The organism is Micromonospora sp. BQ11 (assembly GCF_052068135.1).
GTDB lineage: Bacteria > Actinomycetota > Actinomycetes > Mycobacteriales > Micromonosporaceae > Micromonospora.
This window is the reverse complement of the sequence record NZ_JBQHDB010000013.1, coordinates 36,109-58,547: the sequence shown is the minus strand read 5'-3', so window position 1 is coordinate 58,547 and position 22,439 is coordinate 36,109. Positions and strand designations below refer to the sequence as shown.

Here is a 22,439-nt window from a genome sequence, read left to right as displayed (position 1 = left end):
TTTGACTTGGCGCAGGGCCTGCCACACACTGGCAATGTCAAAACTTTTTGACATTGGAGGAATCGTGATCGCAGCAGAGCCGCGCCTCGACGACGACGAGCCGGTCCGGATGACCCTCAACGAGCGCGCCGTCTGGTGCTCCGTGGCCACCGTGGTCGTGTCCTCGGGCGCCTACGTCGCCCTCATGGTCTCCCGCCTGCTGTCGCGGCCGGCCGCGGAGATCTCCTGGGTGGGTCCCATGTTGTGGACCATGGGGCTGGCCGTCGCCGGCACGGTCCTGCTCACGATCGTGTCCACGATCGCCGCCGAAGCCAGCCGGCGCGGCGGGTGTTCGCCGGCGGGCCGTGGCGAGGTGACCTCCGACGTCCGCGACCGGGAGATCGGCCGGCTCGGCTGGCGGGCCTCGATGCGCGTGATCAGCGTCGGATTCGGCGGCGCCCTCGTCCTGGCGATGCTCGGGGCCGACACCTTCTGGATCGGCAACCTGCTCTTCCTCTTCGGCACCGTCGGCGCGGTCGTGGAGGCCATCACGAAGATCAGCCTGTACCGACGAGGCTTCTGATGCCTCCCAAGCCCACCCGGGTCACCAACCGGATCCGCGCACTGCGCTCGGACGCCAACGCGATGACCCAGGCCGACCTCGCCCGCCGCCTCGGCGTCACCCGCCAGACGGTGATCGCGATCGAACAGGGTCGCTACTCCCCCTCGCTGGAGTTGGCCTTTCAGATCGCGCGGGTCTTCGGCCTGCCGCTGGACGCGGTCTTCCAGTACGAGGCGCCGCAGGACTGACGCGTCACGCCATCTACCCACCCCTCACTGTTCCGGAGGCGATCTTGACGACCAACCTGAAACGCACGGCTCGACTCACCGGCTTGGCATACCTCGGTCTGGCGATCTCCGGCATGCTCAGCTTCCTCGTGTTCCGCGGGCATCTCCACGTGCCCGGCGACGCCACGCGGACCGCCGCGAACCTCGTCGCGCACGAGGGGCTCGCCCGTCTCGGCATCGTCACGGACATCGCCGTGGTGCTCACGCAGACCGTCACCGCGGTGGCGTTCTGGAAGCTGTTCCGGCCGGTCCACCCCGTCGCCGCCGGCTCGATCGCGGCATTCGGGCTCGTGAACGCCGTGGTGATCCTCGTGGCCACCGCCGGCTCGGCCACGGCACTAGACGTGGCCCTGCGTGCCGACACCACATCGGCCGGCGACGCGCTGCTGCTCTACGACCTCAACGCTGCCGCCCTCAGCCTCGCCGGCCTGTTCTTCGGGCTGTGGCTGATCCCGATGGGATGGCTCGCCGGCCGCTCCGGCTACATGCCCCGGCCACTCGGCTGGATCCTCATCGGCGGTGGCATCGGATACATCCTGAGTGTTCTCCTCGCCTCCCTCACCTCCGACGATCCCAGCGCCGTCTACGCGCTCACCGTGCCCGCCACGATCGGCGAGCTCTGGATGGTCGGCTACCTGCTCATCAAGGGCGTCGCGGACGATGCCGTCGCAGACGGTCGGCCACCGACCAGCCGCAAGATGGCGCTGACCTGAGCCGGTGCCCGGCGGTGCGGGGCACCAACGACGATGGCGGGGGCCGACCGGCGGGAGGGGGCCGCACGATGACGGCCAGGACGACAGAGCCCCGTGCCCCGGGGCGGCGGAGGAGGTCTCGGCGCGAGCGGCAGCAGCAGCAGCCGGCGAACGAGCGCATGAAGGCCAGAACAGCCAACGGTCACCCGACGGTTTCCGGAGCGAGAGGATCAGCACGAGTGGTTTGGCGATCATGACGGTCTGGAGGATTCGACCCGCATCGACGGCGGACGTCGAGGCGGTGGCCGAGTTGCGCGCCGTGGTGCTGCGGTCCGACCTGGAGCGGCTCGGACGATACGACGAGCAGCGGGTACGGCAGCGGCTGCGCGACGGATTCGTGGTGGCACACACCTGGGTGATCGAGGTGGGCGGCGCGATCGCCGGCTGCGTGTCGCTGCGGCCGGCCGACGACGCCCACGTGCTGGAGCACTTCTACCTGGCCCCGCACCTCCAGGGCGGCGGCATCGGTGCGGCCGTGCTCCGCGAGCTGTTGGCGCAGTGCGACCGCGATGGCATCCGCGTCCGGCTGAACGTGCTGCAGGGCAGTGCGGCCCGGCGACTGTACGAGCGACACGGATTCACCGTCGAGACCGAGGATCCGGTGGACGTGTTCATGGTGCGCGAGCCGACCCCGACCGCTCCGCCACCAGCCGGCCATCCTGCACTGTCCGACCGGAATGATCCGGGCCGTCCGCACTTCCTGCGGACGTGACGGGTGGGTAGCCTGTCGATGTGTTCGGATGCCCGGCGGTGCGCCAGCCCGTTTCGCACCGACTCGTCAAAAGGGGTCGAATGAGGTTCTCAGTTCGCCGCGCCACCTGCCTCTTCGCCCTGGTCGCCAGCATGCTGGCCGTATCGGCCCCTCCTGCCGCCGCGCAGACACGAGTCGCCTCTCGACTACCGGTCGCGGTGTTCGCCTCGACGCTGCCCAACGGCGACGCCGCCGATGTCTACCACCCATCCGTGCCGGGACGGTTGCGTCCGCTGCTCAGTGACGCCTTCCCGGTCGTCGCGGTGCTGCAGGGCGCCAACGTCGACAAGGCGCAGTACTCGGGTCTCGGCCGGCAACTGGCCCGGATGGGATTCGTCGTGGTGATCCCGAACCACGTGCGCGCTCCGGGCGGCCCCTTTCCGCCAGGCGGCCTGTTCACCTCGCCCACCGTGGTGCCGAACGTGTTGGCCGAGGTCCTCGCCCAGGACACCGACCCGACCTCGCCGCTGTACCGGGTCGTCGACACCGCGCACCTCGCCCTGGTCGGACACTCCTTCGGCGGGGCCGTCGGCCTGTTCGCCGCGTCGGGCGTGTGTCCGCCGCCGATCTGCGACGGCCCCTACACCCGTCCACCGGCCCTGACCGCCGCCGCGTTCTACGGGACCAACCTGGCGACCGGAACCCGCCTCGACACCGACGTGGACACCACCGGGGTCGCCGTAGCTCTGGTCCAGGGAACCCTGGACGGAGTCGCCCCACCCATCGAGGCCGACACGACGTACCAGTCGTTGGAGCGACCGCGGGCACTGATCACCGTGGCCGGAGCCAACCACTACGGCATCACCGACACGGCGAACCCGCCGGGCGGGGCACCTGATCCGGTTCCCCCGACGCTGTCGCAGGAGCGCGCGACCACCGAGGTGGCCCGGTGGAGCGGCCTGTGGTTGCGCGCCCAGATCCAGGACGACCTGATCGCCCGCAGCCTGATCTACCGCGTCGGTGGCTCACGGGACGGTGTGGTGACGGTCCGCACGGACTGACCCTCTCCGCATCAGCGGCTGGGGTACAGGATCCGGTCACGACGCGCACATCCGCTGGCCTTGATGCTGGGCAGCGGGGTGGTGGCCGCAGCGGGGGAAGCCGTGACCACGCTCCGCGCCGTTCCCGCTCGGTGTCACGCGGCGTCGGCGTAACTCTCCACGATGGACAGGTCCAGCGGGAAGCGCACCGGAGTATCACCGAACAGCAGCGCCGACGCCCGCCGTCCGCTGCCGGTCACCGCCTCCGCCACCACCTCGGCCTGCTCCGCCGGGCAGTGCACCACCACCTCGTCGTGCTGGAAGAACACCAGCTCCGCGTCGGTGCCGGCCAACTCGCCGCGCAGGACGGCGAGCAACGTCGAGGCCCACTCCGCGGCGGTGGCCTGGATGACGAAGTTGCGGGTGAACCGCCCCCGTGACCGGGCCGCACGAGCCCGGGGCGACTGCGGGTCCCCGCCGCCGTCGACGTCGCCCTGCCCCTCGTCGCCGAACCCGGCCGTGCCCGGTGGGCAGGTCCGCCCCAGCCACGACCGCACCAGTCCGCCGGCCTCCCCGGTGCGGGCCGCCGCCTCGACGTACCCGAACGCCGTCGGGTAGTTGCTCCGCAGCACCGCCAGCGCCGGCACCGCCGCGCCGCCGGTCTGCCCGTACATCGCGCCGAGCAGGGCCACCTTGGCCCGGGCCCGGTCACCGCCGAAGGCGTCCTTCGCCAGGGCCGCGTAGAGGTCCCCCGCCCCACCGGCGGCGGCCAGCCGGGCGTCACCGGAGACCGCGGCGAGTACGCGGGGCTCCAACTGGCCGGCGTCGGCGACGACGAACCGCCAGCCCGGGTCGGCCACCACGGCCCGCCGGATCACCTTGGGGATCTGCAACGCCCCACCGCCCCGGGTGGCCCACCGGCCGGAGACCACCCCACCCGGCACGTACTCCGGCTGGAACCGGCCGTCGCGGACCCAGGCGTCGCGCCAGGCCCAGCCGTGCGCCGTCCAGATCCGGTAGAGCTCCTTGTACTCCAGGACGAGCGGCACCGCCGGATGATCCACCCCGCGCAGCACCCAGGCCCGCGTGTTCGGCACCTCCACACCCACCCGGGCGAAGGCCCGCACGAGCTCCGCCGGGGAGTCGGCGTGCAGCTGTCGTACGCCGAAGGCCTCCGCGATCCGCCCGGCCAGCTCAGCCAGCCGGCGCGGCGGGCCGCCGACCGGGGACGGCTCCCCGAGCAGGTCGGCGAGGAGCGCGTCGTGCACGTCGACCCGCCACGGCAGGCCGGCGGCCCCCATCTCCACGGCGATTAGCGCACCGGCCGACTCGGCGGCGACCAGCAACCGGAACCGGCCGGGATGCTCCGTGGTGGCGATGCGGGCAAGCTGGTCGGCGTACACCCGCGTCAGCGCCTCGATGCCCGGCCCCGGCGGACCGGACGGGGCGTCGAAGAGCGCGTCCTGGCCGTGGCCGGGCGGCGCCGCCGGGCGCGGCGGCGGATCGGCCGGCACCGGCGCGCCGGTGAGCCGGGCCCAGGCGGCGGCGAACGACCGGGGCTCGCCCCAGCGGCCGGCGTGCCCGAGCAGCAGCGCCTCGGTCAACTCGACGTCGTGGCACCGCTCGACCCGCACGCCCGCCCGCAGCAGCGGGGGGTAGACCGCCGCACCGGAGGCCCACACCCAGCGCGGACGCCCGTCGTGCTCGCGGGCGGCCACGGCGGCGGCGAGGTCGGTGACCGCCTCGGCGGGACCGACGGGACGGCCGGTCGGGTCGAGGGGTTGCACCACTCCCCCGCCAACCTCGTCCACCACCACCGCCACCAGCACGAACATCATTCTCCCCCGCCAGTCCGACACTCCCCACCCCCCACCCCCACCCCCACGCGGGAACGGGGCCGGTTTCACGGAAAGAGTGGCCATTCCCGGGGGAATGGCCACTCTTTCCGTGAAACTGCATGGACCACGGGGCGGGCGGGCGCGCGGCGCGCCCGGGGGGACGGGGCGGTGCCTACTTGCTGACGCCGGCGGTGAGGCCGGACTGCACCTGCCGCTGGAAGACGACGTACACGATGAGCACCGGCAGCATCGCCATGGTCACCCCGGCGAACAGCCCGGACCAGTCGGACTTGTAGCCCTGGTTGACCGACAGCTCGATCAGGCCCTGCGCGATGACCTGGTTCTTCGGCTCCCCGGAGACCGACTGCATGAGCAGGGTCGGCAGGTACCACTGGTTCCACTGCCCGAGCACGTTGAAGATGCCGATGCTGATCAGCCCCGGCTTGGCCATCGGCAGCATCACGCTGAAGAACAGCCGGGTGTGCGACGCGCCGTCGACCATGCCCGCCTCGGCGATCGCGTTCGGCAGCGTCCGGAAGAACGAGTGCATGAAGAAGACCGTGAACGACAACGACCAGGCCACGTAGACGAGGATCAGCATCACGTGCTTGTTCGGGCCGAGGAACGGCAGCACCACGCCGGTGTTGTAGACGCCCTTGAACAGCGGCACCGCGGCGAGGTAGATCGGCAGCGTCAGCCCGGACAGGAACATCCAGTAGATCAGCCGGTTGCCCGGGAACTCGTAGCGAGCCAGGACGTACGCGGCCATGGATCCCAGCAGCATGGTCAGGAAGACGCTGCCGACGAGCACCATCAGGGTGTTCAGGAAGAAGCTGTCGATGCCCGAGGTCCAGGCGCGGGCGAAGTTGTCCCACTGGAGTGACTCGGGGATCAGCGACAGCGGCTGGCGGATCACCTCGGGGTCGGTCTTGAGGGCCGACATCACCACCCACAGGAGCGGGTAGACGACCATGACCGCCCACACCACGAGGAACAGGTGGGAGAAGCCGTTGAAGATCCGGGATCCGAAGCCGTTGGCGGCGGACTCGGTTCCCCGGCCCGGTACGGCGCCGGCCGGCGGCGGAGCGGCGGGTCGGGTCCGGTCGGAGCTGTGTGTCACCGTGCTCATCGTCCAGGCCTCCTCAGTACTCGATCCGCTCACGGCGGGTGATGCGGAGCTGGAGGGCCGCCAGCAGGATCGTGAAGATCGCCAGTGCCACCGCGATCGCGCAGGCGTAGCCGAACTGGCCCTTCTGGAACGCATTGAAGTTGATCACCGAGGCGAAGATCTCGCTGGCGTGGTTGGGACCACCCTGGCTGGGCGTCATGACGTACACCAGGGCGAACATGTCCAGGGCGATGAAGCCCAGGTACACCCAGGCCACCGAGACGGTGTCCCGCAGCAGCGGCAGGGTGATCCGGAAGAACGTGTGGAAGCGACCCGCGCCGTCGAGCAGCGCCGCCTCGTAGATGTCCTTCGGGATCGACTGCATGGCCGCGGAAAAGAGCACCATGTAGAACCCGGCGCCGCTCCACACCGCGATGATCAGCAACCACCACAGCACCGCCGGTACGCCGAGGAACGGCTCGGGGTCGTTGGTGAAGGCGATCGGGTTGTCGGCGTCGACCAGCCCGATCTTCATGAGCAGACCGTTGATCAGACCCTGGCTGTCGGCCCGGTAGATCTGCTGCCACATGACGGCGATGACCACCAGGGACAGCACCTGGGGGAAGAAGAAGATCACCTTGTAGAGGCTGGAGCCGAAGACGCCCCGGATGCCGGCCCTGTCCTCGCGTCCGCCCACGTTGAGCAGGAACGCGAGGAACAGGGCCAGCGCGATCGTGAACAGCGGCACGGTGACCAGGAAGAACACGTTGTGCCAGAACGCCTTCCTGATCAGTTCGTCGGAGAACAGCCGGACGTAGTTGTCCAGCCCGACGAACTGCTGCCGGTCGGAGTAGCCTCCCCAGTCGGTCAGCGAGTACCCGGCCGCCTGGGCGAAGGGCCAGACCACGTAGAAGAGGTACAGCGCAACGGGCAGGGCCAGGAAGCCCGTGACGAAGCGCGCGACACCGTGCCGCATGGGACTCACTCTTTTCGCTCGGGTCAGGCGGTGCGGGTCTGCTTCTTGATCGACGAGTCCTTGGCGACCTTGTCGGCGGCCGCCTGCATCTTGTCGACGAACTGCTTCGCGGTGAGCCGGCCGGCCATCAGCTCGGCGGAGAGGTTCTGGCTCTCCTTGTCCAGGTCGGCGTAGAAGTTCCACAGCTTGATCGAGATCAGGTCCGGACCGGCGTTCTTCATGACCTCGTTGGCGGTGGCGATCGCCGAGTCCTGCACGTTGTCGCCGGAGCCCTTGGTGGAGGCCAGCGACTTGGTCAGCTCCGCGAACTTCGCCGAGCCGGCCTTGGACGCCACGGCCCGCAGGAACTCCTTGGCCGCCGCCTTGTTCGGCGCCTTGCTCGGCACGACGAAGCCCTCACCGGCGCCGGCGTAGACGTCCTTCGGGGCCTTGTCGCTGGCGCCCAGGCCCCAGTAGTCCGACAGCTTCATCTCGAAGCCCGGCGGGATGGTCGACGCCATCTCGTTCTTCAACCAGGTGCCCACGTTGATGAACGCGGCCTTGCCGTCCAACCACGCCTGCTGCGACTGGGTGTGGTCGAGCTTGCCCGGGAGCAGCAGCTTGTCCTTGACCATCTTCTCCCAGACCTCGATGGCCGGCAGGACGCCGTCGGCCTTCCAGGCGTTCTCCTTCAGGTTGTCGATGTCGACGACCGCCTGCTTGCCGGCGGACTTCCAGACGGTGGCCATGATCGCCCACCGCGGGTAGTAGCCGTGCACGGCGTCGTGGACGTACGGTGCCATGCCCTTCGCCTTGATCTTCGGCGCGAGCGCGAAGAACTCATCGAACGTCTTCGGCGGCGTCCAGCCCTCCTTGGCGAACAGGGCGCCGTTGTACCAGTTGCCCCACACCGTGTAGGCCACGTTGAACACGTAGAACTTGCCCTGGTAGGTGCCGTCCACGGCGGTACCGGGCAGCAGCGAGTCCCCGACGGTGCCCTCGCTGTCCCAGGCAGGCGCGGTGAGCAGGTCGTCCAGCGGCTCGATCGCACCCTCGTTGATGAGCGTGCTGATGTCCATCATGTCGGCGCCCGAGTTCATGACCAGGTCACTCGGCTGCGTCGCCATCTTCGGCTGCTCTTCGGTCTTGATCTTCTGGGTGGAGCTCATGTTGACCGTGACGTTCGGGTGCTTGGCCTTGAAGATGACCTGGTCTTCCTTGGCCCACGCGTCACCGAGACCACCGTTGAAGATGACCACCTTGACGGCGCTGTCTTCCTTCAGGCCGAACGGGTTGTCCTTGCTCTTCGCGGCACCGGAGTCGTCGGACTTGGTCGGCTCGCTGCCGGCGCAGGCGCTGAGCAGGCCGGCGGCCGGGGTGACGAGCAGACCCGCCGCCGCCGCGCGGCGCAGCAGGGTGCGGCGGTCGAGTTCGGGGGTAACAGACATCTGCGACTCTCCTTGGGATTCGGGTCAGGCGGTACGCCGGAGACGCCCGGCGTACCGCGACTCGAGGGCGTGGTTGTGCTCGTCCCCACCGGGGACGTTGGCGGAGAGGTAGATGGGGGGCACCTCTCCGGCCTGGTGGAACCGTCGTACGACCTCGGCGGTCAGCAACTGCGCCAGCAGCGCCGCGGTGACCGAGGAGACCGCACAGACCGCGCCGCCGCCCTCGAGCGGCAGCAGTGCGTCGCCGTACGGCGCGCCGTTGTCCAGCACGACGTCGGCGAGGTCGACGAGCCGCTTGCCGGACGGGTGCCGTGGGGCGACCCGCCCGGTGTGCTCGACCGAGGTGACCGCGATCAACGGGTGACCGCGACCGGTGACCAGCGCCGCCAGCTCGACCACCGAGCCGTTGATGCCGGACTGTGACGCCACCACGAACACGTCCTGCGGCTGGGGCGTCGCGAGTGCGTAGAGCTGGTGCGCGATGGCCGGGTCGCGTTCCAGCTTCGGGTCGGCGAGCATGTCACGCGGCGCGTCGCCGTGCAGCACCAGGTCGTGCAGGGAGATCCGGTTGGTGGGCACCAGGCCACCGGCCCGGGCGACCAGCTCCGCGGCGAACGCCTCCGAGTGACCGGCGCCGAAGGCCTGCAACACGCCGCCGGAGCGGAGGCTGTCGGTGATCAGGTCGGCGGCGGCGGTGAGCGCGTCGGCGCTGTCGTCGACCAGCCGGTCGAGGACCGGACGGACCGCGTCGGCGTACCCCCGGGCACTGATCATGACGTGACCCCCTTCGCGGCCTTGTGCCCGTCGACGGCCTGGGCGGTACGCCGGAAGGCCGCGTGGGCGCGGTCGTGGGTGCGCTGCGCGACGGCGATGTAGAGCAGGTCGAGCACCACGAGCTGCGGATGCCGGGCGGACAGCGCGTCCGGGCGGAAGGTGGTCGCCTGGCTGGCGGTGAGCAGCACGATGTCGGCCAGCTCGGCCAGTGGCGAGCGCGGGAACCCGGTGAGCGCGACGGTGGTCGCGCCCCGGCTGCCGGCCTCGGCGAGCATCTCGATGGTCTCCCGGGTCTGGCCGGTGTGCGAGATCCCCAGTGCGACGTCGCCGGCCTTGAGCAGGGCCGCACTGGCCAGCCCCTCGTGCACGTCGTTCCAGGCCCACGCGGCCACCCCGATGCGGTGCAGGCTGAACTGCATCTCCTCGCCGACCAGCGCGCTGCCGCTGGCGCCGAAGATGTTCACCCGGCTGGCGCCGGCGATGGCGACGGCGGCCCGTTCCACCTCGGCGAGGTCGAGCAGGGCGGCGGTGTCGTGCATGGCGCGGGTGTCGGCCGCCATGATCTGGTTGAGCACCCGGGACAGCGGGTCACCCGGTTGGATCTCGCGCCCGATGTCGACGGTCCAGCCCGCCGAGCGGGCCCGACCGGTCTCGGCCGCGATGCCCAGCCGCAGGTCGGCGTACCCGTCGAAACCCATCGCCCGGCAGAACCGGGTGATGGTCGCCGGCGAGGTGCCACTCCGCTCGGCCAGCTCGACGATCGTCGCCCGGGCCGCCGCCTCCGGGTCGCTGAGCACGTGCTCGGCGACCCGGCGCAACGCCCCCGTCAGCTCCCCCGCCCCGGCCCGTACCCGCGCCAGCACCCCGTCGGAGGCGACCCCGAGGGCACCCCGCCGGTCGAACCCGTCGGCGTCGACCACCGCGGTCCCCGCGGCGGTGTCCACCTCGTGATCAACCATCGGACGCCCTTTCGAAAAGACTGTTAACTGTTAGTGGTAAAAGTTCTTACTGAAAGCCCCTCCGTGTCAAGACCGTGGGCGAAGTTTTCAAACTGTTACCTGGCGCACAGCCTCCTGGCGGTCTCCGCTCTTGCCCGGACACGCCCGCGCCGACCAGCATGAACGCTGGTTGATCGAGGAGGTGAGACCGCATGTCCGACACCGTCGTGGTCGGCCTCGACGTCGGGGGTACGTCCACCCGCGCGACCGCCCTCACCCTCGACGGCCGCCGCGTCGGCAGCGGTCGCGCCGGCGGCGGCAACCCGACGAGCCATGGCGCCGAGCGGGCCGCCGACGAGCTGCGCGCCGCCCTGCGCGCCACGCTCGCCGACATCGACCCCGCCACGGTACGCGCGGGCGTGATCGGCCTCGCCGGAGCCGCCCGCCTGCTCGCCGACCCCGCCGGACGGGCCGCCTTCGACCGGGCCTGGCACGACGCCGGCCTGCGCTGCCCGTACGCGGTCCACGGCGACGCCCTCGTCGCGTACGCCTCGGGCACCGCCAGCCCGCACGGCACGGTGCTGATCGCCGGCACCGGGGCCATCGCAGCCGCGGTCCGCGACCTGCGGCTGGACCGCGTGGCAGACGGGCACGGCTGGCTTCTCGGCGACGCCGGCTCCGGCTTCTGGCTGGGCCGCGAGGCGGTCCGCCGCCTCCTGGCCGACCTCGACCGGGCCCGCACGCCCGGCCCGCTCGGCACCCGCGTCCTCACGTCGCTGCTCGGCTCGGCCGAGATCGCACCCCGCCCGCGGAACACCGTCGACGCACTGGTCCAGGCGGTCACCCGCCGACCCCCGGTCGAGCTGGCGCGACTCGCCCCCCTGGTCGTCGACGCGGCCGGCGACGGCGAACCGGTCGCCACGGCGCTGATCGCCGACGCAGCGGCGCACCTGGCCGAAAGCGCCGCACGGATCCGCCCGGTCGCCGCCGTCGAGCCCGTCGTCCTCGGCGGCGGCCTGCTCACCGGCGACACCCCGCTGGGAGTGGCGGTCCGCGCCGAGGTCGCCGCACGCTGGCCCGACGCGGACGTCTCAACGGCCGGGGACGGTGCGGCGGCGGCCGCCTGGCTGGCCGCGCTGGCCCTTCCGGAGGTCATCGACCCCGAGGCCCTGCACGCCCTCCTGGTCCCCACCCCCTGATGCGCCCCGCGCCAGGTCCCGCCGCACTACGCGCGCCGCGCCCCGCTCGCGCCGCAAGATCAACGCGATGTCATTGATATCAGGCTGTCCTCGGCACGCCGACACCCCGACACCAATGACATCGAGTCGATCAAAGCCGAGCGGCGAAACGGCCGGAACGGCGACGAAGACCTTTTCCGGTTATGCCTGTGGGGCATATTCATGCCGCACAGGCATAACGCTCACTCAACCACTCCCCGACGTTCTTGACCCGCCGTGCGCGGAAGACGGCGATGGTCAAAATCGGTCACGCGACCGGAGGCGGGTCCCGTGCGACTCCGGTCGGTTACTTGAGCTGGCCGGCGGTGAGACCGGACTGCACCTGCCGCTGGAAGATGACGTACACGGCGAGCACCGGTAGCACGGCGATGGTGAGGCCGGCGAAGAGCCGGGCGTAGTCGCCGGCGTAGCCCTGACTGACCGAGAGCGCGAAGAGCCCCTGGGCGAGCACCCACTTGTCCTCGTCGCCCTGCATGAGCACCTGCGGCAGCAGGAACTGGTTCCAGTGGCTGAGGAAGTTGAAGATCGCGACGCTGATCAGTCCCGGACGCGCCATCGGCAGCATCACCTGGAAGAAGAGGCGGAAGTGTCCGCAGCCGTCGACCAGCGCCGCCTCGGCCACCGAGGTGGGCAGCGTCCGGAAGAACGCGGTCAGAAAGAACACCGTGAACGGCAGGGAGTACGCGGCGTAGACCAGGATCAGGCCGGTCCAGGTGCCGAACAGGCCGGCATTGCGGACCACGAAGAACAGGGGCACCAGGGCCAGGAAGACGGGGAACATCAACCCGCCCACGAACAGGTAGTAAACGAATTGCCGGCCGCGGAACTCGTACCGGGCGAAGACGTACGCGGCGGTGGCGCCCATCAGCATGGTCAGGCTGACCGAGCCGGCCACGACGATGAGGCTGTTGAGGAAGTACCGGCCGATGTTCGCGCCGGTCCAGGCACGGACGAAGTTGTCGAAGCGCAGCGTCTCGGGCAGGCCCCACGGATCGGAGAGGATCTCGCCGTTGCTTTTGAACGCGCTGATGAACATCCACACCAGCGGCAGGACGGTCACCGCGCCCCAGAAGAGCAGGAAGCCGTGTGACAGCAGGTTCGCGACGCCGAGTTCACGGCGCAGGGGACGGTCGGCGGTGGGCGCGACCGGAACCGCGGTCTCCGCCGCCGGGGCGGTCTCGTCCAGAGTGGTCACGACAGTTCGATCCGTTCACGCCGGCCGGCCCGCAGTGCCAGCACCGCCACCGAGAGGGTCAGGAAGAACATCACCACGCCCATCGCCGAGGCGTATCCGAACTTGGTCTCGCTGCCGAACGCCGTGTCGTACATGCGCACGCCGATCACGTCGGTGGAGAAGTTCGGGCCGCCGTTGGTCATGAGCTGCACGAGGACGAATCCGTCCAGCGCGAAGATGGCCAGGTAGACCCAGGCGACCTGGACGGTGTCCCACAACAGCGGGATGGTCACCCGGCGCAGGGTGGTGAGCCGGGAGGCGCCGTCGAGCATGACCGCCTCGTAGATCTCCTTGGGGATCGCCGCCATGGCGGCACCGAAGAGCACCACGTAGAAGCCGACGTTGCTCCACACCATCACCGCCAGGACACACCAGAAGGCGGTCGCCGGGTCGCCCAGCCAGGTCGGCGCGGACAGCCCGAGGCTGGCCAACGAAGTGGTCAACAGCCCCTTGTTGGGGTGGTAGACCTCCTTCCACAGCAGCGCGATGATCACGACGGAGAGCACCTGCGGAAAGAAGTAGACCGTGCGGTAGAAGGCCGTGCCGCGTACGCCGCTGACACCGGCACGGCCCTTCCTACCACCCATGGTGAGCATCGAGGCGAAGAAGAGCCCGAGGACGATCGTCACCACCGGCACGAGCGCCAGCAGGATCGCGTTGTTCTGCAACGCGTTCCAGACGTAGTCGTCCCGCCACAGCGCCCGGAAGTTCTCCAGCCCGACGAAGTTGGCGTCGGCCGAGTAGCCGAGCCAGTCCGTGGTGGAGATCTGGAACGCCTGCAGGTACGGCGACACGACGAAGACGACGTACAGCAGGACCGGCGGCACCAGGAAGGTGACGATCAGCGGCCACTTGCCATGTCTCACGGTGCTCTTCCCCTCCCAGGGCGGACGGCGTCAGGCGTTCCGCTTGTACTTCTTGACCGAGCTGTCCTGGGCGATGGAGTCGGCGCCCTTCTGGCACTGGTCGAGGAACTCCGCCGGGCCGATCCGGCCGCTGAAGAACTCGCCGCACGCGGCGTCGACGAGGTTGCGCTCCAGCTTGCGGTAGTAGTTGTTGTAGACCCAGTTGAACCCGTTGGGGCCGGACGCCTCCAAGGCCTTGACCACCGTGTTCAGGCCGTACGGCAGCTCGACGCCCTCGCTGGCGCCGGCGACCACGGTCAGGCTGGACACCTTCTTCGTGAAGTCCTGCGCACCCTTGCGCGACAGCATCGTCCGGAAGTACTCCAGGCCACCAGCGAGGTTCTTCGCCTTGGCCGGCACCATGAACGGCTCGCCGGCGGTGCCGCGGACCGCCTCGAAGGGCAGCTTGTCGCCGCTGCCCAGGCTCGGGGTCGGCTGGACGGCCATGTTGAACCCGGTCGGGGTGACGTCCTTCTGCTCGGCCTCCAGCCAGGAGCCGCACGAGATGAAGGCGGCCTTGCCCTGGCACCAGGCGGTCTGCGACTGCTTGTGGTCCAGGCCCGCCGAGCCCTCCAGGATGAACTTGTCCTTGACGATCTGGTGCCACGCGTCGGCCGCGGCCTTCATCGCGTCGGACTTCCAGGCGTTGGGCTCCAGGTTGTCGATCGCCACGGCGACCTCCGGTCCACCGAACTTGATGGCGGTGGAGATCAGCGGCCAGCTCATGTAGCGGGGGTGGGCGCCCGCGTACGTCCACGGGGCGATGCCGGCGGCCTTGATCTGCCTGCACAGCGCGATGTGGTCGTCCCAGGTCTTGCCGTACTGCCAGTTGCGCTCGGTGAAGAGCTTGCTGGAGTGCCAGATGCCGTAGACGGTGTAGGTGTAGTTCATCACCAGGAACCTGCCGTCGTACGAACCGACCTCGACCGCGCCGGGCAGCAGGGTGTCGCGCACCTTCTTGCCGGGGATGTCGAGGCTGGGTGCGTCGAGCAGCTCGCCGAGGTCGGCGATGGCGTTCTGCGAGACCAGGCCGTTGAAGTCGATCTGACCGGCGCCGGAGTTGTTGACCACGTCCGGCGGGGTGCCGTCGACGAAGCGGGGCTGGAGGGTCTTGCTGATCTCCTGCGTGGCGGAGTGCTTGATCGTCGCCTTCGGGTACTTCTCGGTGTACATGGCCTCGTGGGCCTTGGCGTACTCCTCGCCGAAGCCGCCGTTGAAGATGACCACCTCCAGCGGCGCGTCCTCCTTGACGCCGAGCGGGTTCTGCTCGCTCTTGGTGCCCTTGTAGGTGCCGGCGTCGCCGGCGTCGTCGTCGCCACCACCGGTGGCACAGCCGGCGAGCAGCCCGGCGGCGGGGGTGGCCAGCAGGCCGGCGGCGGCGCTACGCCGCAGGATGTCACGCCTGTTCATCGTGTCTCCTCGAATCCGGTGTTCCGACGACCACCAGGTACGGGGGAGGCGGTCGTCACGCGAGGCAGGGGGGAAGTTTGTCTTCAGTTCGCAACACGTTGCTGAAGAATTTCTACGGCAGGAGAGCCCGGACTTCAACCCCCGACGGCCGAACCGTTATCACCACCGGCCACACCGCCCCTGGCATACGCTCGGTCCATGCGCCGACTGCGCGCGCTCGCCGAGGCCACGCCGGCTGGCCGGGAACGGATCGTGGACCTGCTCCGGGCGCTCGCGATCGTCATGGTCGTTCTCGGCCACTGGGTGGTGGCCACCATCGGGTACGACACCGCCGGCCGGCCGACCGCCCGCTCTGCGCTGCCCGACCTGCCGTGGGCGTACCCGCTGACCTGGATCGCCCAGGTGATGCCGGTGTTCTTCCTCGTCGGCGGGTACGCCAACGCCGCCTCACTGGCCGCACGCCGCGGACGGGGCGGCGACGCCACCGGGTGGCTGCTGGACCGGGCGGCCCGGCTGCTGCGGCCCACCACCGCGCTGCTGGTGACGCTCGCCGCCGGCGCCGCGGTGGCCTCGCTGGCCGGCGCGCCGCCCGCGCTGGTCCGCGCCGTCGTGTACTACGCCACCATCCCGCTGTGGTTCCTCGCCGCCTACCTGCTGGTGGTGCCCCTGACCCCGGCGATGACGGCGCTGCACCGCCGCTTCGGGCTCATCGTGCCGGTCGGGCTGGCCGCGCTCGTGGCGGCCGGTGACCTCGGGCGGGCGCTGGGCCCGGCGGCGCTGGCCATGCCCAACTACCTCTTCGGCTGGCTCGCCGTGCACCAGCTCGGCATCGCCTGGCACGACGCCCGGGCGGCCCGTTCCGGACGCGAGCCGGCAGGGGCAAGCGGGACCGGCGAGGGCGGCGGGACCGGAAGGGTGGGCGGGGCGGGCAGGCCCGCGCTTCCGCTGTCCCGCCGCGCCGGCGCGGGGCTGCTGGCCGGCGGCCTCGGCGCGACGGTCCTGCTCACCACCATCGGGCCCTACCCGGTGGTCATGCTGAACGTGCCCGGCGAGCGCCTGGACAACGCGGCACCCCCGAGCCTGGCGTTGCTCACGCTCGCCACCGCCCAGGTCGGGCTGATCCTGCTGGTGCGCGACCCGGTCGAGCGCTGGCTGCACCGCACCCGACCGTGGCTCGTGGTGATCGCGGTGAACGCGGTCGTGCTCACCGTCTTCCTGTGGCATCTCACGGCGGCGATCCTGCTGGTCGGCGCCCTGGACGCGATCGGTCGGCTGCCGACCCCGCCGGCCGGCTCGGCGGCCTGGTTCGCCGGGCGGCTGCCCTGGGTGCTGCTGCTGGCCGTGATCCTCGCCGTCCTGGTCGCCGTCTTCGGCCGCGTCGAGGCCCGCACCGGGCGGGGCCGCGCCGACGCCCGCGCCGGCCGAGCGTGGATCCGCACCTCGCTCACCGTCGTGGCGTACGTCGCCGTCGTGTACGCCCTGGTCGCCAACGCCCGTACGTCGCGCTCGGCCCCCGAGCCGCTGGGCCTGCCGGTGCCGGCCCTGGTGGCGTACGTCGCCGGGGCCGGCACCCTACGGTTGCTCAGGACTGGGTCGGGAAGCCGAGGTTGATCCCGCCGTGGCGCGGGTCGAGCCAGCGGCTGGTGACGACCTTGCTCCGGGTGTAGAAACGCACCCCGTCCTCGCCGTGCGCGTGCAGGTCCCCGAAGAGCGAGGACTTCCAGCCACCGAAGGAGTGGTAGGCCATCGGCACCGGGATCGGCACGTTGATCCCGACCATGCCGACCTCGACCTCGTGCTGGTAGCGCCGGGCCGCGCCGCCGTCGTTGGTGAAGATCGCCGTGCCGTTGCCGTACGGGCTGGCGTTGACCAGGCCGACCGCCTCGTCGTACGAGCCGACCCGGAGCACGCTGAGCACCGGCCCGAAGATCTCGTCGGTGTAGATCGACATGTCCGGGGTGACGTGGTCGAACAGGGTCGGGCCGAGCCAGAACCCGTCGGCGTCGCCGTCCGGCACGACGTCCCGGCCGTCCACCACCGGGACCGCGCCGGCGGCCACACCGGCCTCGACGTACCCCCGGACCCGTTCGGCGTGCGCCGCCGTGACCAGCGGGCCCATGTCGCAGCCGCGCCGACCGTCGCCGGTTCGCAGGTCGGCCACCCGCTCGGCGATCTTCGCAACCAGCGCGTCGGCGATCGGCTCCACCGCGACCAGAGCCGAGATCGCCATGCACCGCTCCCCCGCCGAGCCGAACCCCGCGTTCACCGCCGCGTCCGCGGCCAGGTCGAGGTCGGCGTCGGGCAGCACCACCATGTGGTTCTTCGCCCCGCCCAGGGCCTGTACCCGCTTGCCGGCGGCGGTGCCGCGCTGGTAGACGTACCGGGCGATCGGGGTGGAGCCGACGAACGACACCGCCCGCACCGCCGGATGGTCCAGCAACGCGTCGACGGCCTCCCTGTCACCGTTGACCACGTTGAGCACGCCGTCGGGCAGCCCCGCCTCGGCGAACCACTCGGCCAGCAGCAGCGCCGCGCTCGGGTCCTTCTCACTCGGCTTGAGCACCACCGCGTTGCCCGCGGCCACCGCGACCGGGACGAACCACAGCGGAACCATCACCGGGAAGTTGAACGGGGAGATCACGGCGACCACGCCCAGCGGCTGCCGGATCGTGTACGAGTCGACCTCGGTCGACACGTTCTCGCTGAACGCGCCGCGCAGCGCCGAGGGCAGGCCGCAGGCGTACTCGATGACCTCCAGCCCGCGCTGCACCTCGCCGGCGGCGTCGGCGAGGACCTTGCCGTGCTCGGCGGTGATCACCTCCGCGAGCAGGTCCCGTCGCGCGTGGACCAGCTCGCGGAAGGCGAACAGCACCGCCGTCCGCCGGGCCAGGCTGACGTCCCGCCAGCTCCGCGCGGCCCGTTCGGCCGCCTCGACCGCGACCGCGACGTCCGCGGCCGAGGCCAGCTCGACCTGACCGGTACGCCGGCCGGTCGCCGGGTCGAACACGTCCCCGCGCCGCTCCGACGCGCCACCGATCCGCTTGCCGTCGACGAAGTGCCCGATGAGGTTCACGCGGGAACCGCCTCGGCGGCGCAGGAGCGGATCGCCTCGACCAGGATGGCCAGGCCCTCCCGGGCCTCGTCCTCGGTGAGGGTCAGCGGTGGGCCCATCCGCAGCACGTTCCCGTGCAGGCCGCCCTTTCCGGCGAGCAGGCCACCGGCCCGGCACGCCTCGAACACGCGGGCGGTCAGCGCCGGGTCGGGTTCCGCCGTGCCCGGACGGACGAACTCGACGCCGAGCATGAGGCCCTTCCCGCGTACCTCGGCGACGCAGTCGAGACCGGCCAGGGCGGCCCGCAGGCCGTCGGCGAGGATCGCGCCGACGCGGGCCGCGTTGGCCTGGAGGTCGTGGTCGCGCAGGTAGTCGAGGACGGCGTTGCCGGCGGCGGTGGAGACCGGGTTGCCGCCGAAGGTGGAGAAGCTGATCGCCGACACCGACTCCAGCACGTCGGCCCGGCCAACCACCCCGGCCAGGGCGAAGCCGTTGCCGACGCCCTTGGCGAAGGTGAGCAGGTCCGGCGTGACGCCGTGCGCCTGGTACCCCCAGAAGTGCTCACCGGTACGACCCCAGCCGGTCTGCACCTCGTCGCTGATCAGCAGGATGCCGTGCTCGTCGAGCACCTTCTTCCAGGCCGCGAAGAGCCCGTCCGGCGGGGCGACGAAGCCGCCGACGCCCTGGATCGGCTCGGCGATCAGGCAGGCCACGTCGCCGGCGGTCTGGGTGGCGAGGACCTCGCGCAGATCCTCCACGGCCGCCTCGATCCGGTCGGACTCCGGCAGCCGGGACAGCAGGCCGCGCAGCCGCTCACCGGAGTGCAGCCAGGCCACCTGGAGCGGGTTGAGACCGCTGGCGGACCAGTTGCGGTTGCCGGTGACGCCCATCGCCGCGTACGACCGGCCGTGGTAGCTGTTGCGCACGGCGAGGATCTGGTGCGAGCGCCGGTGGTTGGTCGCGACCAGCAGCGCCGCCTCGTTCGCCTCGGTGCCGGAGTTGGTGAAGAAGACCCGGGCGTCCGGGATACCGGACAGGCGGGCGATCTTCTCGGCCAGCTCGATCTGCTGGCGGATCAGGTAGATCGTGGAGGTGTGCACGATGCCGGTGCGGATCTGCCGCTCCACCGCGTCGCGGATCTCCGGGATGTCGTAGCCGATCATGTTGGTCAGCACACCGCCGAAGAAGTCCAGGTAGGTGCGGCCCTGCGCGTCGGTCACCCGGCGACCGGAGCCGGAGACCAGCTCGATCGGCTCGGCGTAGTAGAGCGGCATCCAGGACGGGAGCACGGCCCGGTGCCGGGCCAGCAGGTCGTCGGTGGTCATCGTGGCACCTCTCAGCGCGGTTGGCGTCCCCGCACGCTCTCATCGCCCCAGGCCAGGGACAACTGTCACTGTGTAGCGCGAGCCCACCATCCGCCTGACACCGCGTCAAGCCCCGCACTGTCGTTCCTGTCAGCCCTCGCCTCCCCGGCCGACGTTTTCCGTCGTCGTTTCCCTCGTCGGCGACCCGATCCGTATCGGTGGACGGTCGCGCGGACGGGCACCGGCCGACCGGCCCGGAACCGGCCGGGCAGGTGCAGGGCGACGGCGACGACCGCGAAGGCGAGCCACGCGCCGGCGAGAGCGGACCAGGCCGGACCCTCCTGAAGGTGGTGGTAGGTGGCGAGGAAGCCGACGAGGGCCAGGCTGTTGCGGACGAAGTGCCGGGTGAACTCGGGCAGGTGGTGCCGCGCCTCGACGGCCACCAGGACCCCGGAGTACGGGAAGGTCACCACCATGCCACGGAGCAGGTGACCGAGCAGGCCGGTGCAGACGGCACCGGCGAGGACCACCGCCAGCCGGGCCGGTGCCGGCACACCGCCCCGGCGGGCGTCCACGGGCTCCACCGGGACCTCGCGCCGCGCCGACCGCCCGTGCAGCAGCGCCATCGCCGCCGCCCAGAGCAGAACCGACCCGGCCAGCGCGGCCCCGAACGGCACCGGGGTCGCCAGCAGCAGGGCGCTGAGTCCCACGTACACGGCGACCCCGGCGAGGTCGGCGACGAGGATCGGCCACCGCCACCGGTGATGGGTGAGGACGACCGTGCCGAAGAAGAGGTTCAGGCCGAGCACCCCGAGCAGTTGGGCCGCGTCCACCCGGTGGCCGGTGGCGACCAGGGCGAGCGTCATCGGCAGCGGAAGGCTGTAGACGAACGCGCGCAGCCGGACCGACCGGATGAGGCTGACCGTCCAGACCACGGCCGTCACGAGCAGCACGCCGCTCCACGTCATCGGCCGGTCAGCCGTCCTGGTACGAGGCGACGCCCGCGCACCGCTCGAACGCCCGGGTCAGCCGGTCCACGTCCGTCGCCCGGACCGAGAACAGGTTCTCGGTGATCTCGCCGTGGGCGCTCATCCGCGCCTCCCAGCAGCTCGTCCCGTCCCAGACGGCCAGGTTGCCGTGCAGCCGTGCGCCGACCACGCCCAGCGGCAGCAGGCCGACCCGCACCCCGGCCCCGCGCTGCACCGACACCAGTCGGGACAGCTCCTCGGACATCTGCGCGTAGACGAAGATCCGCGTGACGCGCACCCCCCGGTCGAGGGCGGCGAGGTTCTCGTCCCAGTACCGCCGCCCGATCTCGCCGTGCCACCAGGCCAGCTCACCGCCGACCCGGGGCACCACGTTGGTCACCGCGTCGAGCCGCCGTACGCAGTCGCGGGTGGCGGCGAGCAGGTCCTCGTCGTCGTCACCGGGACGGCTGATCCGTCCGGCCGCCAACTGCTCCGCCTCCAGGCGGAACTCCTCGAAGCGACGACGCGCCTCGGCGGCGACCCGCGTGCCCGCGTGCTCCTCCGTCGCCTCGCGAAGGGCCGTGACGACCGGCGGCGTGCCCTCCGCCAGCCAGCGCGGACCGTCGAGCAGTGCCCGCAGGTGGAAGCGGCGCTCCGCACGTGCCAGCGAGTCGACCAGGAGCGAGATGGTGATGCCCATCAGGCCGGCCAGAAGGGACTCCACGCCGGTCGCGGCGTTGGTGAGGTCGAGCGTGACCGACAGCAGGACCGACAGCGCGATGCCGGTGAGCGCGACCGGATCGGTGTGCGCCAGCAGCCGGACGAGTCCGCCCGGCGCCCTGCCACGTCCCCCCGCCCGGCGGCGGACCACGTCACCTGTCATGTGCGGCCTCCGATGGTCGTCCGCCCGCCAGGGTAGGACCCCGACACCATGGGTGACCGCGTCGTGACGCCCACCCCGTCCGCCGGTCGGCCGCTACGATCCGACGGTGCGGATCGGGACCCTGACCCTGCCCACCGGAGCCGTCGACAGGGACGCCGAGCAGCTCGCGGCCGGTGTCCGGCAGTGGGTCACGTCCCCGCCGCTGCGTGCCCTCGTGGACCACTTCGGCGGTGCGTGGCCGGACGGCAGCCTGGCCGACGTGCTGGTCGGGCTGGACGACTTCTCCGCCCGGTACTGGGACTTCCGCGCCGGCGGCGAACGCCCTGACGCCCGGGAGCCGTCCTTCGACCCGCACACCGTCGCGCTGGTCCTCGACACCGCCGCCGCGCTCGGCCTGGTCCGTGCCGTGCCGCCGAGCCGAGAGGCGTACGCCCACCTGGTGGTGCTGGGCGGGCTGGCGCACGCCTGCGTGCGCCGCGTCGCGTACGCCGCGCACCTGCTGCGCACCGGCCCGGAGGTCACCGGCGAGGCCGCCGTGCTGGGCAGCTTCCGGCCGCTGTCCGAGGTGGAGCGTCGCCTGCTCGCCGACGCCGGGCTGCCGCCGTGCGCCACCGAGGTCGACTTGCTGGACGCGGCCGTCCGGCGGCTGTTCGGGGTGGCCTCGCCCGCCGACGAGGACGGCCACGACGCCGGGCACCCGCACCACTCGTGGTCCTCCCGCACCTACCGGCCGTCGGGCCTGCCGCCGGTCCGCGTCCTGGCCGCACCGTCGAGCGAGCCGGAGCGCCGCCGCGCGCACACCGCCGACACCCAACGGTTCTGGGCCGGGCACGTGCGCCTCTCCCCCGGCGACGAGGTGCTGTGCGTGACCGCGCCGATCTACGTGCCGTTCCAGCACTGCGACGCGCTGCGCACCCTCGCGCTGCCGTACGGCTGCGGGGTGGAGACCGTCGGCGTCGACCCGGCCCTGCCGGACGTGGCGGTGCTGCCCGAGCCGGCGCTCACGGCCGGTCGGTACCTCCAGGAGATCCGCTCGGCGATCCGGTCGATACGCGCGCTGCTGGTGTAAGGAA

The 22,439-nt window shown here is 71.3% G+C and carries 21 protein-coding genes; 8 read left to right on the top strand and 13 right to left on the bottom strand.

Annotated features, from left to right (window positions below):
- Nucleotides 1–64 precede the first annotated feature (64 nt).
- The 5 genes from ACTMSW_RS24420 to ACTMSW_RS24400 all read left to right on the top strand — a co-directional run bounded on the left by ACTMSW_RS24420 (nt 65) and on the right by ACTMSW_RS24400 (nt 3,332).
- Nucleotides 65–562: a hypothetical protein gene (locus ACTMSW_RS24420; protein WP_441183012.1), complete on the top strand. Its 498-nt coding sequence runs from the start codon at nt 65–67 to the stop codon at nt 560–562.
- Nucleotides 562–789, top strand: coding sequence for a helix-turn-helix transcriptional regulator (locus ACTMSW_RS24415; RefSeq protein ID WP_441183011.1), 228 nt, complete (start codon nt 562–564; stop codon nt 787–789). Before ACTMSW_RS24420 ends, ACTMSW_RS24415 begins: the two co-directional genes overlap by 1 nt.
- 83 nt (nt 790–872) lie before the next feature.
- Nucleotides 873–1,541, top strand: coding sequence for a DUF4386 domain-containing protein (locus ACTMSW_RS24410; RefSeq protein WP_441183010.1), 669 nt, complete (start codon nt 873–875; stop codon nt 1,539–1,541).
- Nucleotides 1,542–1,773: 232 nt separating this feature from the next.
- Entirely contained in the window at nt 1,774–2,292 is a 519-nt protein-coding gene (locus tag ACTMSW_RS24405; RefSeq protein WP_441183009.1) for an N-acetyltransferase family protein, read from the top strand.
- A gap of 80 nt (nt 2,293–2,372) precedes the next feature.
- Nucleotides 2,373–3,332 carry an alpha/beta hydrolase family protein gene (locus tag ACTMSW_RS24400; RefSeq protein ID WP_441183008.1) on the top strand — a complete coding sequence of 320 codons (960 nt, stop codon included), beginning with the start codon at nt 2,373–2,375 and terminating at the stop codon, nt 3,330–3,332.
- A 134-nt stretch (nt 3,333–3,466) separates the two neighbouring features.
- Here ACTMSW_RS24400 and ACTMSW_RS24395 read toward each other — a convergent pair whose 3' ends face one another.
- The 6 genes from ACTMSW_RS24395 to ACTMSW_RS24370 form a co-directional block, all read right to left on the bottom strand.
- Nucleotides 3,467–5,149: a bifunctional 3'-5' exonuclease/DNA polymerase gene (locus tag ACTMSW_RS24395; RefSeq protein ID WP_441183123.1), complete on the bottom strand. Its 1,683-nt coding sequence runs from the start codon at nt 5,147–5,149 to the stop codon at nt 3,467–3,469.
- Nucleotides 5,150–5,321: 172 nt separating this feature from the next.
- Nucleotides 5,322–6,122: a carbohydrate ABC transporter permease gene (locus tag ACTMSW_RS24390; protein WP_441183122.1), complete on the bottom strand. Its 801-nt coding sequence runs from the start codon at nt 6,120–6,122 to the stop codon at nt 5,322–5,324.
- 169 nt (nt 6,123–6,291) lie between these two features.
- Nucleotides 6,292–7,233 (bottom strand): carbohydrate ABC transporter permease, encoded by a 942-nt coding sequence (locus ACTMSW_RS24385; RefSeq protein WP_441183007.1) that lies wholly within the window; start codon nt 7,231–7,233, stop codon nt 6,292–6,294.
- Between the two features lie 23 nt (nt 7,234–7,256).
- Entirely contained in the window at nt 7,257–8,660 is a 1,404-nt protein-coding gene (ngcE, locus tag ACTMSW_RS24380) for an N-acetylglucosamine/diacetylchitobiose ABC transporter substrate-binding protein (RefSeq protein ID WP_441183006.1), read from the bottom strand.
- Between the two features lie 24 nt (nt 8,661–8,684).
- Nucleotides 8,685–9,434, bottom strand: a complete 750-nt coding sequence (locus ACTMSW_RS24375; RefSeq protein ID WP_441183005.1) for a sugar isomerase domain-containing protein — start codon at nt 9,432–9,434, stop codon at nt 8,685–8,687.
- Nucleotides 9,431–10,393 carry a MurR/RpiR family transcriptional regulator gene (locus ACTMSW_RS24370; RefSeq protein WP_441183004.1) on the bottom strand — a complete coding sequence of 321 codons (963 nt, stop codon included), beginning with the start codon at nt 10,391–10,393 and terminating at the stop codon, nt 9,431–9,433. The genes ACTMSW_RS24375 and ACTMSW_RS24370 overlap by 4 nt, the downstream gene beginning before the upstream one ends.
- Nucleotides 10,394–10,584: 191 nt before the next feature.
- On the opposite strand from ACTMSW_RS24370, the gene ACTMSW_RS24365 reads away from it, so the two are divergent.
- The gene (locus tag ACTMSW_RS24365) at nt 10,585–11,571 is read left to right on the top strand and encodes an N-acetylglucosamine kinase (RefSeq protein ID WP_441183003.1); all 987 of its coding nucleotides are present in this window, start codon (nt 10,585–10,587) and stop codon (nt 11,569–11,571) included.
- Nucleotides 11,572–11,896: 325 nt separating this feature from the next.
- On the opposite strand, the gene ACTMSW_RS24360 is transcribed toward ACTMSW_RS24365, so the two are convergent.
- Genes ACTMSW_RS24360 through ngcE (ACTMSW_RS24350) form a run of 3 tightly spaced genes read right to left on the bottom strand, consistent with a single transcriptional unit; the run spans nt 11,897 to nt 15,159 of the window.
- Nucleotides 11,897–12,805 (bottom strand): carbohydrate ABC transporter permease, encoded by a 909-nt coding sequence (locus ACTMSW_RS24360; protein WP_441183002.1) that lies wholly within the window; start codon nt 12,803–12,805, stop codon nt 11,897–11,899.
- The gene (locus ACTMSW_RS24355) at nt 12,802–13,710 is read right to left on the bottom strand and encodes a carbohydrate ABC transporter permease (RefSeq protein WP_441183001.1); all 909 of its coding nucleotides are present in this window, start codon (nt 13,708–13,710) and stop codon (nt 12,802–12,804) included. The genes ACTMSW_RS24360 and ACTMSW_RS24355 overlap by 4 nt, the downstream gene beginning before the upstream one ends.
- A gap of 30 nt (nt 13,711–13,740) precedes the next feature.
- Complete coding sequence (gene ngcE / locus ACTMSW_RS24350; RefSeq protein ID WP_441183000.1) at nt 13,741–15,159, bottom strand: N-acetylglucosamine/diacetylchitobiose ABC transporter substrate-binding protein; 1,419 nt, start codon at nt 15,157–15,159, stop codon at nt 13,741–13,743.
- A 198-nt stretch (nt 15,160–15,357) separates the two neighbouring features.
- Here ngcE (ACTMSW_RS24350) and ACTMSW_RS24345 point away from each other — a divergent pair, with 198 nt between their 5' ends.
- On the top strand, nt 15,358–16,770 hold the full coding sequence (locus tag ACTMSW_RS24345; RefSeq protein ID WP_441182999.1) for an acyltransferase family protein: 1,413 nt from the start codon (nt 15,358–15,360) through the stop codon (nt 16,768–16,770).
- Here ACTMSW_RS24345 and ACTMSW_RS24340 read toward each other — a convergent pair.
- From ACTMSW_RS24340 to ACTMSW_RS24325, 4 genes are all read right to left on the bottom strand, one after another.
- Entirely contained in the window at nt 16,742–18,232 is a 1,491-nt protein-coding gene (locus ACTMSW_RS24340; protein ID WP_441182998.1) for a CoA-acylating methylmalonate-semialdehyde dehydrogenase, read from the bottom strand. The two genes, ACTMSW_RS24345 and ACTMSW_RS24340, sit on opposite strands and share 29 nt — an antisense overlap.
- The gene (locus ACTMSW_RS24335; protein ID WP_441182997.1) at nt 18,229–19,536 is read right to left on the bottom strand and encodes an aspartate aminotransferase family protein; all 1,308 of its coding nucleotides are present in this window, start codon (nt 19,534–19,536) and stop codon (nt 18,229–18,231) included. The genes ACTMSW_RS24340 and ACTMSW_RS24335 overlap by 4 nt, the downstream gene beginning before the upstream one ends.
- A gap of 65 nt (nt 19,537–19,601) precedes the next feature.
- Entirely contained in the window at nt 19,602–20,468 is an 867-nt protein-coding gene (locus ACTMSW_RS24330) for a hypothetical protein (protein ID WP_441182996.1), read from the bottom strand.
- Between the two features lie 22 nt (nt 20,469–20,490).
- A complete protein-coding gene (locus ACTMSW_RS24325; RefSeq protein WP_441182995.1) occupies nt 20,491–21,366 on the bottom strand; it encodes a hypothetical protein in 876 nt (291 codons plus the stop codon).
- A gap of 106 nt (nt 21,367–21,472) precedes the next feature.
- Between ACTMSW_RS24325 and ACTMSW_RS24320 the strand changes: the two genes are divergently transcribed.
- Nucleotides 21,473–22,435, top strand: coding sequence for a hypothetical protein (locus ACTMSW_RS24320; protein WP_441182994.1), 963 nt, complete (start codon nt 21,473–21,475; stop codon nt 22,433–22,435).
- The last annotated feature ends 4 nt before the right edge of the window (nt 22,436–22,439 follow it).

What these genes read in the sequence shown, in the direction of transcription:
- ACTMSW_RS24415 (WP_441183011.1), top strand. Translation starts at nt 562, where the DNA reads ATGCCTCCCAAGCCCACCCGGGTCACCAACCGGATCCGCGCACTGCGC.
- ACTMSW_RS24405 (WP_441183009.1), top strand. Translation starts at nt 1,774, where the DNA reads ATGACGGTCTGGAGGATTCGACCCGCATCGACGGCGGACGTCGAGGCG.
- ACTMSW_RS24400 (WP_441183008.1), top strand. Translation starts at nt 2,373, where the DNA reads ATGAGGTTCTCAGTTCGCCGCGCCACCTGCCTCTTCGCCCTGGTCGCC.
- ACTMSW_RS24395 (WP_441183123.1), bottom strand. Translation starts at nt 5,149, where the DNA reads ATGATGTTCGTGCTGGTGGCGGTGGTGGTGGACGAGGTTGGCGGGGGA.
- ACTMSW_RS24390 (WP_441183122.1), bottom strand. Translation starts at nt 6,122, where the DNA reads ATGGTCGTCTACCCGCTCCTGTGGGTGGTGATGTCGGCCCTCAAGACC.
- ACTMSW_RS24385 (WP_441183007.1), bottom strand. Translation starts at nt 7,233, where the DNA reads ATGCGGCACGGTGTCGCGCGCTTCGTCACGGGCTTCCTGGCCCTGCCC.
- ngcE (WP_441183006.1), bottom strand. Translation starts at nt 8,660, where the DNA reads ATGTCTGTTACCCCCGAACTCGACCGCCGCACCCTGCTGCGCCGCGCG.
- ACTMSW_RS24375 (WP_441183005.1), bottom strand. Translation starts at nt 9,434, where the DNA reads ATGATCAGTGCCCGGGGGTACGCCGACGCGGTCCGTCCGGTCCTCGAC.
- ACTMSW_RS24370 (WP_441183004.1), bottom strand. Translation starts at nt 10,393, where the DNA reads ATGGTTGATCACGAGGTGGACACCGCCGCGGGGACCGCGGTGGTCGAC.
- ACTMSW_RS24365 (WP_441183003.1), top strand. Translation starts at nt 10,585, where the DNA reads ATGTCCGACACCGTCGTGGTCGGCCTCGACGTCGGGGGTACGTCCACC.
- ngcE (WP_441183000.1), bottom strand. Translation starts at nt 15,159, where the DNA reads ATGAACAGGCGTGACATCCTGCGGCGTAGCGCCGCCGCCGGCCTGCTG.
- ACTMSW_RS24345 (WP_441182999.1), top strand. Translation starts at nt 15,358, where the DNA reads ATGCGCCGACTGCGCGCGCTCGCCGAGGCCACGCCGGCTGGCCGGGAA.
- ACTMSW_RS24335 (WP_441182997.1), bottom strand. Translation starts at nt 19,536, where the DNA reads ATGACCACCGACGACCTGCTGGCCCGGCACCGGGCCGTGCTCCCGTCC.
- ACTMSW_RS24325 (WP_441182995.1), bottom strand. Translation starts at nt 21,366, where the DNA reads ATGACAGGTGACGTGGTCCGCCGCCGGGCGGGGGGACGTGGCAGGGCG.